At 41.8% G+C, this 13,264-nt stretch carries 9 protein-coding genes and 1 tRNA gene; 9 read left to right on the top strand and 1 reads right to left on the bottom strand.

Going from position 1 to position 13,264, the window contains the following annotated elements:
• The first annotated feature begins 11 nt into the window (after positions 1-11).
• The 9 genes from G337_RS0113845 (at position 12) to G337_RS0113805 (ending at position 11,768) form a co-directional block, all read left to right on the top strand.
• Positions 12-87: transfer RNA gene (locus G337_RS0113845), tRNA-Val, on the top strand.
• A gap of 342 nt (positions 88-429) precedes the next feature.
• On the top strand, positions 430-1,785 hold the full coding sequence (locus tag G337_RS0113840) for a glycoside hydrolase family 30 protein (RefSeq protein ID WP_028864425.1): 1,356 nt from the start codon (positions 430-432) through the stop codon (positions 1,783-1,785).
• A gap of 367 nt (positions 1,786-2,152) precedes the next feature.
• Complete coding sequence (locus tag G337_RS0113835; protein ID WP_028864424.1) at positions 2,153-3,796, top strand: ABC transporter substrate-binding protein; 1,644 nt, start codon at positions 2,153-2,155, stop codon at positions 3,794-3,796.
• Between the two features lie 53 nt (positions 3,797-3,849).
• Positions 3,850-4,824: an ABC transporter permease gene (locus tag G337_RS0113830; protein ID WP_028864423.1), complete on the top strand. Its 975-nt coding sequence runs from the start codon at positions 3,850-3,852 to the stop codon at positions 4,822-4,824.
• A 9-nt stretch (positions 4,825-4,833) separates the two neighbouring features.
• Positions 4,834-5,814: an ABC transporter permease gene (locus G337_RS0113825; protein ID WP_028864422.1), complete on the top strand. Its 981-nt coding sequence runs from the start codon at positions 4,834-4,836 to the stop codon at positions 5,812-5,814.
• A complete protein-coding gene (locus G337_RS0113820; protein WP_028864421.1) occupies positions 5,811-6,767 on the top strand; it encodes an ABC transporter ATP-binding protein in 957 nt (318 codons plus the stop codon). Before G337_RS0113825 ends, G337_RS0113820 begins: the two co-directional genes overlap by 4 nt.
• A gap of 10 nt (positions 6,768-6,777) precedes the next feature.
• Positions 6,778-7,761: an ABC transporter ATP-binding protein gene (locus tag G337_RS0113815; RefSeq protein ID WP_028864420.1), complete on the top strand. Its 984-nt coding sequence runs from the start codon at positions 6,778-6,780 to the stop codon at positions 7,759-7,761.
• 117 nt (positions 7,762-7,878) lie between these two features.
• Positions 7,879-11,334 carry a hypothetical protein gene (locus tag G337_RS0113810; protein WP_028864419.1) on the top strand — a complete coding sequence of 1,152 codons (3,456 nt, stop codon included), beginning with the start codon at positions 7,879-7,881 and terminating at the stop codon, positions 11,332-11,334.
• A gap of 8 nt (positions 11,335-11,342) precedes the next feature.
• The gene (locus G337_RS0113805) at positions 11,343-11,768 is read left to right on the top strand and encodes a hypothetical protein (protein ID WP_028864418.1); all 426 of its coding nucleotides are present in this window, start codon (positions 11,343-11,345) and stop codon (positions 11,766-11,768) included.
• 98 nt (positions 11,769-11,866) lie between these two features.
• Here G337_RS0113805 and G337_RS0113800 read toward each other — a convergent pair whose 3' ends face one another.
• Positions 11,867-12,865, bottom strand: a complete 999-nt coding sequence (locus G337_RS0113800) for a LacI family DNA-binding transcriptional regulator (protein ID WP_028864417.1) — start codon at positions 12,863-12,865, stop codon at positions 11,867-11,869.
• Positions 12,866-13,264: the final 399 nt, after the last annotated feature.

The following is a 13,264-nucleotide window of genomic DNA, read 5'->3' as shown; positions in this document are numbered from 1 at the left end:
AATTTAAAGATGGGCGATTAGCTCAGTTGGGAGAGCACCGCCCTTACAAGGCGGGGGTCACTGGTTCAAGCCCAGTATCGCCCACCATCTTTAACGTAAACCGCACCTTCTGTTTTATCCATAATGATATTTTCTTTTATATGAATTCATAGTGTTATTTATCTGTGACGTATATACCATCCTGACTTTTTGAGCGCATTATTCCCTTTGCCGTAAACTTTTCTCGAAAGTAATCGCGCACTATTTAGCTTTAAAATCAATCCGAATTGGCTATATAGCCTAGCTGCTCAAGAAAATCAATTTGTAATTTATGAGTTATCTTCGCACAAATATAATGTGAGCCAGATCTTTGTAAGCGCTTTCTTTTGTGGTGTTGAGTAGTTGATACTTTAAACTTCCTCTAGTTTTAATTGAATTACTGGAGAAATAATGAAACTTTACCAAACAGTTAAAGACAGCAATTTTCTTTTAAGTGAAACGGATCTGCTTGATCTGCACGAAGGTTATGAGCAGGAGGATACAACAACTTATACCGATGCAGGTGAACTGCATAGGATCTATATGGATGAATCAAAGACTTTTCAGGAGTGGGAAGGGTTCGGTGGTGCTTTTACCGAGTCTGCTGCTGATGTGCTTAATAGAATGAGCCCTGATAAGCAGAAGCAGATGATGGAAGCATATTTTCATCCGCACAAAGGAATAGGTTATAACTTCTGCAGAACCCATATCAACAGTTGTGATTTTTCTTTAGGCAACTGGGCATGCTGTGAAACGGAAGATCCGGAATTGAAAGATTTTAATCTGGATCGGGATAAGCTGCAGATAATTCCAATGATTGAATGGGCTAAACAGCTATCTGATGATGAGATAACACTGTTTTCCTCTCCGTGGAGTCCTCCTGCCTGGATGAAGACTAACGGGCAGATGAATCACGGCGGGAAGTTAAAAGCTCAATACCGGCAGGTATGGGCACTCTATTATTGTAAATATATTAAAGCGATGCAGGATGAGGGAATCACTATATCTGCTCTGACAATACAGAATGAGCCGGCGGCGACTCAGGTATGGGACTCATGTGTATATACTTCAGAAGAAGAGCGTGATTTTGTCCGTGATTATCTTGGTCCGACTTTGGAAAAGCAGGGTTTAGGGCATATTAAATTAGTCTGCTGGGATCATAATCGTGCCGAGGCGTATGATCGGGCTCAGAAAATGTTTGATGATAAAGCCGCCTGCAGATATGTCTACGGTATCGGTATTCACTGGTATATGGGAGACAACTATCAGAATCTGAAATTGATCAATGATGTCTATCCGGATAAAAAAATCTGGTTTACCGAAGGGTGCCAGGAAGGCGGGCCTCATATTGGAGACTGGAAGGTGGGTGAACGTTATGCACACTCAATAATTAATGACTTGAATCATAATACTTCTGCCTGGTGTGACTGGAATCTTTTTCTTGATGAAACTGGCGGACCGAATCATGTTAACAATTTATGCAGTGCGCCTATTATCGGTGATACTGTTAATGACCAGATAATCATTAACCCCTCGTACTACTATTTCGCGCATTTTTCTAAATTTATAAAAAAAGGTGCAAAGCGAATCGCGGTGTGCAGCACAACAGATGTTATCGAAACAACCGGCTTTATTAATCCTGACGGACAAAAGGTAATTGTCGTATGCAACAATTCACAACAAAATTTGACCTATGCGCTGCATAATATAGATAAGGGCTGTTATATCTCTATGCCTGCAAGATCTATACAGACTGTGGTTATTTAATCCTTATTATCAAAAAGCTCCTGAAACGCTAATTTCAGGAGCTTTTTAGCAATATCAGCAGGCCAATCTTCCAGACTTCCCCTATTTATATTTCTAATTTATTTAACACGTTGATTATTCATATTTAATTTTAATTAGCAATAAGCACAAAAGACAGCACTGAGAATAGGCTACTATTGTGTAAGTGTGATCGAAGTACAGCTTTCTAATAAATCAGGTTGCTGCAGCGGTTTCCGCAGCATAGTATCACCTCAAGAAAGCGCTTTCTTTGCCGGGTGTTTAAATTTACGAGACTGAACAGTATTTGTTCATACGACGAAAAGTAACCGCTTTCTTTCGGTTATCTTAAATTAAAAAGGACTATTTAATGCGTAGTAAAAAGATTTTAGCATCGATCGTATGCGGCCTGCTGGTATCAGCAAACGGTGTTATGGCTGAAGAGATTAAACAAGGGGGGATATTAACAGTTCCTATTATAAATACTGGTTTCGTTGAGAACTTCAATCCATATACAAGTGGTGGACTGTTTGAAGGCGTGCTGTATGAGCCGCTGATGGTTTTTAATAACATGACCGGTAATGTTGAATACCGTTTAGCTGAGTCTGCTGAATATTCGAAAGATTTGAAAACTATTACTGTTAAGCTTCGTGACGGCCTGAGCTGGTCCGACGGCAAAGCGTTAACGGCTAAAGATGTGGCATTCAGTTTTACAATGACTAAGGCTGCACCTGCATTTGACCAAAAAGCGATCTGGGCAACCGGAAACCTGCAGAGCGTCACAGCGGCGGATGCTAAGACAATTGTTTTTAAATTGAAGAATGCAGATTCGACATTTATCTGGGGTCTGCCTAAATATCATATCTTACCGGAACATATCTGGAGTAAAGTTGCAGATAAAGACTTACCAACCTTTACCAATCCAGATCCTGTCGGCAGCGGCCCGATGACTGATATTAAATATCTTAAACCGCAGCAGATGCAGCTTTGTCGTAATGACAACTACTACCTGCCTAACCGCCCGTATATTGACTGTATAACATTCCGTTCATACAACGATAACTCACAAGTGCAGCCTGCATTAATGAAGGGTGAAATTGACTGGGGATCTAACTTTATTGCTGATATTGATAATACGTTTGTGGCCACAGATCCTAAAAATAATCATTACTGGTACCCGGCTAACGACGCTATCCATCTTTATGTAAATACTAAAGAAGCGCCTTTTGACGATTTGAATGTGCGTAAAGCCTTGTCAATGGCACTGGATCGTGAAGAGATTGTTGATATCGCGGCTTACGGTTATCCGACAGCCAACTTCAATGCAGCTGGTATTGCTGAACTTTACGGACCATATATCAGTAAGGATGTAACCGCAAAGTACAAGGATATTACTAAATTTAACCCAGAGAAAGCCAAGCAGCTGCTCGATGCCGCTGGTCTTAAAGATCTTGATGGAGACGGTTTCCGAGACACGGCAGACGGCAAAAGAGTCGAATTTGACATTAATGTTGTAAACGGCTGGACCGACTGGATTCAAGTAGTACAGATGGTTACTGAGTATTATGAAGAAATTGGTATCAAAGCAAACGTTAAAACTGTTGACTGGGCTGTTTATGACAGCGGATTAAAAGACAGTGATTACAAAATGTCAATTAACTGGTCAATGGTTGCGACAAATCCGATCGAGGCTTATCAGGCATATTTCTCAACGTCACAGATAGGCAAAAGCTGGCATGCAGGTCACGGCGTGCATTCGCCAGAAATAGATGTTTTGATTGACAGCTTTGGTCTAACAAATGATGCGCAGAAACAGCAGGCTATATTAGATGAACTACAGGAGTTTACGGCGGCAAACTTACCGTTTATTCCACTGTTCTCCAATGCAACCTGGTTCCAGTACAGTACTGCGAAGTTAGTCGGCTGGCCGAGCAAGGAAAATCCTTATGTTCAGCCTGTCTGGTATGACGGCGGCAAGCGTAACTTGATTATCAACAATCTTCACCTCAAGTAACCGAGTTCTATCAAAAGAGCCGCGCTGCGGCTCTTTAACAATTGGAAAAAATTATGAGTTTCTTATTACGCCGACTTAGTTTTTATTTCACTGCTTTCCTGATCGCAATTTCATTTAACTTTATGCTGCCGAGAATGATGCCCGGTGATCCTATTGATGCGTTATTCGCCGCTGCACAGGGTAAAATGGATCCTGCACAGATGGATGCAGTAAGAGAGATGTATGGTTTTGTAGACGGTAATGTTTTTGAACAATACCTCTCATACATGCAAAGTGTTTTTACTCTTGATCTTGGACCGTCAGTTTTGATGTTTCCTATCGATGTTACAACCGTTGTCGGTATGTCTCTGCCATGGACCATGTTTCTAGCATTAGGCTCATTAATTGTAGCTTTAATTCTTGGGGTGACAATTGGAACTTATTCATCATACCGCCGCGAAGGATTCTTCGGACAGTTTGTCCCGCCGTTTTTAGCTTTTATTAGTAATTTCCCATATATCGTAACAGCACTGCTGCTGTTTTACTTTTTCGGCCTGCAGCTGGAGCTATTACCGCTTGCATATACTTATGACCCGGCAATAGATCCTGGGTTTACTCTGGAATTTATCGGCAGTGTTGCAAAACATGCGGTTTTACCGATGGGCTCAATGATTTTAGTGGGCATTGCCACCTGGGTATTTAATATGCGTAATGCAATGATCAATGTCCTTGGTGAAGATTACGTGACCATGGCTGAAGCAAAGGGCTTAAGCAGTTATCGTGTGATGTACCGCTACGCAGGCCGCAATGCAATCTTACCGGTTGCAACTGCAATAGCGATGGCGATTGGTTTCTCCTTCGCAGGGTCAATTATGACAGAGGTAGTATTCAACTATCAGGGCCTGGGAAATATCCTGCTTAAAGGCATTATGGCGCGAGATTATCCGCTTATTCAGGCAATCCTGCTGATTCTTGTTTCTGCAGTTCTTACAGCCAACTTTGTAGCCGATCTGCTTTATGTGTGGCTTGATCCTCGAATTTCTAAATAAGGTATAGATATGAATAACTCAATTACATCAGATGCTAATGCACCTGTGCCGGGTCATAAAAGCGAGTTTAAAAAGAAGTGTCACTCTGCATGGATAAAAACTAAAGCATTTTTCCACGGTAATCCGCCGGCTATTATTGGTGTGTCTTTAATAACTGTGATTCTGCTTGGTGCTTTATTTGCACCTGTATTAAGTACGCATAACCCGGAGAAACGTGTTGCCAGACCGCATGAGGCACCAAGTGCAGAGCATGTACTGGGATCAACACGAAATGGGCGAGATGTATATAGTCAGGTTCTTCACGGTGCAAGAAAATCCCTGACCGTTGCCCTTTTTGCCGGCATCATTGCGATGACTATCGCGATTGCAGTCGGTGTTACATCGGGTTACCTGGGCGGTAAAATTGATGAGTGGATGAACTTTATCACTAATGTGTTTCTGGTATTCCCGCAGCTGCCCCTGCTGATTGTACTGGCCGCCTTTCTGGGGCAGGTTGGTTCGACGGTGATTACAGTACTGCTTGGCGTTACCTCCTGGCCGTGGGGAGCACGAGTAATTCGCTCACAAACGATGGCAATTAGAAACAAAGAATTCATTATCTCTGCGGAGGTGATGGGGGAGTCAAAAATCCGCATTATTCTGGTTGAAATTCTACCTAACTTAATTTCAATTGTGTTTGGTGGTTTCCTCGGCACAGTGATCTACGCAATGGGCGCTGAAGCGGGTCTGGGTATTCTAGGTTTAGGTGATGCTACTGAAGTAAGCTGGGGTTCAATGCTCTACTGGGCGCAGGTATCTTCTTCTTTATATACCGGCGCATGGTGGGAGATGCTGGTTCCTGCTATTGCCTTAGCATTAACGGGCGGCGCACTCGCATTAATTAATATGTCGATTGATCAGGTCAGTAATCCGAAACTAAAAACTGGTCCGCATATGAAGTTATGGAAAAAAATGAATAGAGAAACAATGAAACGTCGAGGTCTACTATGAAAGAAGCACTTTTAGAAATTAATAACCTGTGTGTTGATTATGTTTCTGCAAATGGTGTAGCAAGAGCCGTTAATAACGTTAGTTTAACGATTGCTCCAGGTGAAACATTAGGCATAGCAGGGGAATCGGGCTGCGGCAAAAGTACCTTGGCATTTGCAATAACACGTTTACATAAAGCGCCGGCACTGATATCTGAGGGAGAAATCATTTATAACGGTCGTGATGTTTTAAAAATGTCCGATAAAGAGCTGCGTGATTTCCGCTGGAATGATGTTTCCATTGTTTTCCAGAGTGCAATGAACTCATTAAATCCGGTTATTACCATTGGCGAACAGCTTACCGATGTAATCGTAGCCCACAAAAGAATCAGTTTTAAACAAGCAGCTGTAAAAGCCAAAGAGTTACTGGGTATTGTAGGGATTCATGGTGATCGTCTGAAAAGTTTTCCGCATCAACTTAGCGGCGGCATGAGACAGCGTGTTGTTATTGCCATTGCATTAGCGCTTGAACCGAAACTGATCATTATGGATGAGCCGACCACAGCTTTAGATGTAGTAGTAGAGCGTGAAATTTTAAATGAATTATACGATTTAAAAGAAAAGTTTGGATTCTCAATATTATTTATCAGTCATGATTTAAGTTTAATGGGTGAAATTGCAGATCGTATTGGTGTTATGTATGCGGGTAATCTGATTGAAATCGGTGATGCTAAAACAGTATTCAGCAAGCCGTCTCATCCTTATACAAAAGGTTTGATTGCATCATTTCCGACTATTCACGGGCCGAAAGAACGTCTCTACGGAATACCAGGCGATCCGGTTAATCTGCTGCGTTTACCTAGCGGCTGTAATTTTCAGGACCGCTGCGCAGACTGTATGGATATCTGTAAGAAAGATGATCCGCTGCTGATTGAGTTGAATGTCGATTATCATGCTGCATGTCACAAGTTATAAGGAATCAATGATGGATACGACAAACAAACCTGAAGTAGTGCTTTCAGTCAGAAATATGATTAAAGATTTTCCGATTGGACAATCAAGCAGTAAAAACAGTTATATGCGTGCGGTGAATGATGTGTCATTTGATTTGTGCAAAGGTGAAGCACTGGCTATCGTTGGTGAATCCGGCTCAGGCAAGAGTACTGGTGCCCGTGTTTTAACACGTATTTATGAAAAAACCGGCGGCGATATTATCTTTAAAGGAAAACCGCTGCAGCAGTATATTGATGATCACGGTACGCTGGAATATGCACGTCAGGTGCAGATGATCTTCCAGGACCCGTTTGGATCACTTAATCCTGTGCATTCAATTTACCATCATATTGCGCGCCCTCTGCTTATTCATAAGCGTGCAGATAAAAAAGTAATCGACAAGCTGGTCTATGAGCTGCTTGAATTAGTGGGGTTGTTTCCTGCTGTTGAAACTGCTGAAAAATATCCGCATGAGCTTAGCGGCGGGCAAAGACAGCGTGTTGCTATTGCACGAGCACTAGCCGTAGATCCTGAAGTAATTTTAGCCGATGAACCGATATCGATGCTCGATGTATCCGTTCGCCTAGGTATTTTAAACTTAATGGCGGATCTTAAAGATAAGCACGGTATTTCGTTTATGTATATTACCCATGATATTGCAACGGCAAGATATTTCGCTGAAAAAACGGCGGTTATGTACGTCGGGCATATGGTGGAGTGGGGCAGCAGCGATAAAGTCACGCAGACACCACAGCATCCCTATACGCAGTTACTGCTGTCTGCTGTTCCGGAAGCCGGTCAAAGCGGTCGTCGAGAGCTAGGTGCTAAAAAAGGCGAAATACCAATGTGGAAGCCGGACACTAAAGGCTGCCCGTTTTCAGCGCGTTGTCCTCGTGCATTAGACTGCTGTAATGAGAGCTTCCCTGAAGTAACTCAAATAGCAGAGGATCACTTTATCCGCTGCCACAACATTTAAGTTGTAAATTTTATGTTTTAATTTTGTGTGCTTACACAGATAACCTGGTTTATCTGTATTAGGTATCTGTTTTTTTTTGCTTTCAAAAGAAAGCGCTTTCTTGATTTAGGTTTAATTATGACAAACGAAAATAGTAACAACTCATCGAGTGATATATCGGGGAAATTTGTTTCCATAGACGGGGATAAATACTACCAGATCAAAAATGCGGATCAGATGAATCCATTTTTTATCAGTGTTGTATCAGCAAGTGATCACTGGCTGTTTATTTCATCCAGCGGCTGCTTATCTGCGGGTAGAGTCAGACCGGAAAATGCACTGTTTCCATATAAATCAGTGGATTATATTCATGAGAGTGCGGAAAATACCGGTAGTAAAACCATTGTTAAAGTACTCACAGAAAACGGCGGTAAACAGTGGGAGCCGTTTAATCTGCAGCATAACAGTCTTTATCAGGTTGAGCGCAACCTTTATAAAAATGTTGCCGGCGATAAGATTATTTTTGAAGAAATTAACTTTGATCTGGGACTGACTTTTAAATATCAATGGGCAACCAGTGAACAATACGGTTTTGTACGCAGTTCGACAGTAACAAATGATTCTCAGCAGGCTGTTGAATTTGAAATTATTGACGGTATTCAAAATATTCTGCCGCCTAATGCGCCGCTTGCTCTGATGCAGACCAGCAGTGCGTTACTTGATGCTTACAAGTGGAATGAATTATTACCAGACTCGACACTGGCAACATACAGTTTATATGCCAAGTTAAGTGACCGCGCAGATCCTGCTGAATCACTGCGGGCTACAACAGTATTTAGTGTTGTAGAAAACTGTCAGTCTATTTTACTGTCAAGTGAGCAGCTTGGTGCTTTTCGTCGTGGTGAACAAATCAGCAGCGAAACGCTGCGTCGTGGTTTAAGAGGGGCATATTTCATTCATAAAAATTGTCAGCTTGACGGTGGACAGGAAAACAGCTGGCAGATAATCGCTGATATTGATAAAACGCATAGTGATATTGTTACGTTGCAGCACAATCTGCAGGCTAACGTTGCTGTTAAGAGTAATATTAAACATTCGATTGAAGCCAATCACCAGGATCTTCTTACGCTGATGGCGGGCAGTGATGCTTACCAGAAAACAGCCGAAGAAGAGACTACTGTGCATCACTATGCTAACGTTTTATTTAATAATATGCGCGGCGGTGTGGTTGTTGATCAATACTGGGTAGAAAAGCAGGATTTTGTAAAAACTTTAACCAACTCAAATAAAGTTGTCGCGCAAAACTGCCGTGCATTTACAGAGACTCTGCCTGAACGTATTGATTACCAGGAGCTGATCGCACTGGCTGCTGAGCAGAACGATCCGCAGCTAGTCCGTCTTTGTTATGAATACCTGCCGTTAACCTTCGGCCGTCGTCATGGTGATCCAAGCCGTCCATGGAACCATTTTGAAATTAAACTGAAAGATGAGAACGGCGATAGACTGCTCTCATATCAGGGTAACTGGCGTGATATTTTCCAGAACTGGGAAGCGCTGGGCCTTAGTTACCCTAATTTCATTAAGTCGTTTATTTCTAAGTTTGTTAATGCATCAACTGTTGATGGTTACAATCCTTACCGTATCACCAAAGCGGGGGTTGACTGGGAATTGTTAGAAGCTGACGATGCCTGGAGTAATATCGGCTACTGGGGTGATCATCAGATTATTTACCTTCTTAAATTCTTAGAGTTATCTCAGAAATACCAGCCTCAGGAACTGAATAAGTTATTAACTGCTGAAATTTTCAGTTATGCAAATGTTCCCTATGAAATTGAAGGCGTTGAAAAATTATTTGCTGACGCTAAAAATACCGTTATCTTCAATGATGATAAACAGGCTCTTATCGAGAATCTTGTTAATGAGTTTGGTAGTGACGGCCGCTTATTATTAGATGCGCATAATAATGTTTATATGGTTAACTTAACTGAGAAACTGCTCGTACCTCTGTTAGCTAAACTCGGTAACTTAGTTGTAGACGGCGGAATCTGGTTAAATACGCAGAGACCAGAATGGAATGATGCTAATAATGCGATTGTCGGTACTGGTTTATCTATGGTGACATTGTATTACATGCGCCGCTATGTTGCTTTTTTACAAGAATTATTAACAGGCAATACGGGTCATGTACAGCTTTCAACTGAACTGGCTGACTGGGTTATTAGTACTTCGAAAATCCTGCAGCAGGCTAATCTGCAGCTTGAGCTGGGAAATATCAGCAGTGAAGAGCGAAATCAAGTACTGCGTAAACTGGCTGGTGCATCAGCAGACTACCGTGCGGCTGTTTATGAAAATGGTTTCTCAGGAAAAACAAGTATTGACGGTGTTTTCATTAAAGAGATGCTGGCTGCTAGTCTGCAGGTCATTGATCAAAGTATTAAAACTAACCTGCGTAAAGACGGCCTCTATAATGCTTATAATATTATTAATTACACGCCTGAAAGTGTGAATGTGGATCTGCTTTATCCTATGCTCGAAGGTCAGGTGGCAGTTTTGTCTGCCGGCGTATTATCACCTGAACAGGCTGTGACTTTGCTGGATAACTTATATGCCAGCGAAATGTTCCGCGCAGATCAAAATACATTTATGCTTTATCCGGATCGTGATTTATCCCGCTTTGCAGAGAAAAACACTATCAATTCGGCACGTGTACAGGCTAATCCGCTGCTTAAAGCGATGCTTGCAAAAGACGATCGCCGTGTTATTGAAGTGGATGCACAGGGGGCTTATCACTTTAATGCCAACTTTGAAAATGCCGGTGTTTTATCAACAGCGTTAGAGGCGGTTAAATCGGATTATCAGGATATCGATCCTGACGCTTTAACTGATGTATTTACATGTTACGAAGAAGTGTTTAATCATCAGGCATTTACCGGTCGTTCAGGCACTATGTTCGGTTACGAAGGTTTGGGCTCTATCTACTGGCATATGGTCTCTAAATTACTGCTGGCTGTTCAGGAAAATTATTTTGCTGCATTGCAGTTAAACCCAGAGTCTGATGCGGCACAGAAACTTGCTGAGTACTATTACAAAGTACGTGCTGGTATCGGTTTTAATAAAACGCCAGATGTTTACGGTGCTTTCCCGACTGACCCTTATTCGCATACGCCTAAACAGGCTGGTGCTCAGCAGCCGGGAATGACAGGGCAGGTAAAAGAAGAGATTCTGACCCGCTTTGGTGAATTAGGTTTACTGGTTGATGATGGTCAAATTCAGTTCAAACCTTCTCTGCTTAAACAAGCTGAGTTTTTATCTGAAGCTGATCAATTTGATTTCATTAACCTTAGTAATGAACAGCAGAGCATTAGTCTTGGTGCAGGAACGTTGGCATTTACTTACTGCCAAGTTCCTTTTGTTTATAAGACAGTGCAGGATGGGGCTGCTAAGGTAGAGGTGGAGCTGGAAAATAGTGAAGCACTGCACTTGAACTCCTTATCGCTTAATCCAATGCTTAGTCGTCAGATATTTTCACGCAGTGGCGGTATTAAACAGGTTACTGTTTCTATCCCGGAAACTATGTTACTGAAAACACTTTAGGAGTTACTGTGAACAGTCACCTTTTACAGGTGTCTGAATTTAATACGGCGGGATATTCTCCCGTCGTTGATTTTCAGACATGGCGGGTTGCCATGCTCAATTATATTGATGAGCTGCAGGCTGATAAAATTAGTAATTTTCAGTGTCATAACGAAACTGATGAGGTTTTCATACTGTTAGCGGGTAAGTGCATTTTATTTTGTGCTGAGCTGGATGAGCAGGGCTGTATAATCGACATTATCAGCTGGGATATGCAGATCAATAAAACCTACAATATTAAGCGCGGTATTTACCATACGCATACACTGAGTGAAGACGCTAAGGTGTTGATTGTAGAAAACAGTGATACCAGCGATGCGAACTCGCCATCGATTATTATTGATGACAGTGTCCGTCAGCGGCTGCTGAAAATAACCACTTCGTTATGGTCGTAATTATTTTTAAGTATTAAAAAGGCAGTGTATCTGCCTTTTTTTCAGGAAATTTTTCTGCTGCAGATCTTGAATGAGGGAGCGGACGGGACTCCCGTTAATTAATTTAATTTTTTCACTGAGTCTCTATCGATTAATTCCGGAGCCAGTTTGTTATTGACTAAATACTCTTCCTTATGGACTAAAGAGAGTACGCAGTTGGCTGCTTCAACCCCCATTTCCAGGACAGGAAAGTTAACCGTCGTAAGTCTGGGTCTTATATGCTGACTGTAGGTATCATTATCAAAACCAACAATAGAAATATCCTTACCAATAATCAGCTCTCTTTCACTGCATACATCATAAGCCGCTAAGGCGATATTGTCGTTCTGGCAGAAAATCGCGGTGATTCCATTATCTCGATCCAGCAGGCGTCTGACCTTTTCATGGTTTCCGTCATGATCAAAGCGTCCTTCTGCAATCAAGCTGGCGTCGTACTGAATACCGTACTCTGTCAGTGCATTTCGATATCCCTGCAGACGGTCACGGCTGTCAATTTTGCTAAGCTGTCCGGTGATGCAGGCAACTTTGCTATGGCCTGATTCAAGTAAATGTTTAGTGGCCAGGTAGCCGCCAAGTTCATTATCGATGCAGATACACTGGTTCGCTAATTCTGGTACATAGCGGTTGAGAATAACGGTTGCGGGTGTATTTTTAGCTATCTTGATTAATTCATCATCGGATAACATATCCGAGTGAATAATTAAGCCGTCAACCTGCTTAGACTGAAGAAATCGAATTGAGTCTGTCTCTTTTTCTTTTGATTCCTGACCACTAGTAACAATTAAATGCATATTTCTCTTACGAACAGCATTTTCAGCGTTATGCATCAAAGGTCCGTAGAAAGGGCCTTCAAGTGTACCGACCAGCATGCCGATACTATTTGAACGACTCGATGCCAGAGCCTGAGCAAAGGCGTTGGGTTTATAGCCCAGTTTTTCTATTGCTTCAAACACCTTGATCTTATTTATTTCTTTTACCGTTGAGTGGCCGTTTAAAGCTCTTGAAACAGTCGCCTGAGAAACCTGGGCAAGTTCGGATACTTCCTTAATGGTGATCAACTTACTCTCCTGAGAATATTTTAAATGTTATTTTTCAATTTTGAATGCTCAATTAAGACTCTGCAAGCGCTTTCGTTAAGTTCTGAGGATGTCCGCACATTATAGGCTGTATCCTATGCTCAGCTTAGGTGCAGAAATATAAGCGCCGGCATATCAGGCTCTCTTAATATCTTTCATCTGATGATCCGCTAAGTTTTACCAGGAGATCTAATAGTGTGATCAAGATCCCGTGAAAGCGCTTACTTTGGTGACGTTGCTCACTTTTCATCCTTAATTTTATCTTTATACTTGTTTCAGAAATTGGCCGGCGGGTTTTTGATGGTTTTAGATATTATCTGATCATGTCCGGCCTTTTTTTATAACAATAAAAGAAAGCGCTTTCTTGGTGCTTTATTTATT

The organism is Psychromonas aquimarina ATCC BAA-1526 (assembly GCF_000428725.1).
Taxonomy (GTDB): Bacteria; Pseudomonadota; Gammaproteobacteria; order Enterobacterales; family Psychromonadaceae; genus Psychromonas; species Psychromonas aquimarina.
Note: the sequence above shows the minus strand (reverse complement) of the source record. Positions and strands in the feature narration are given on the sequence as shown.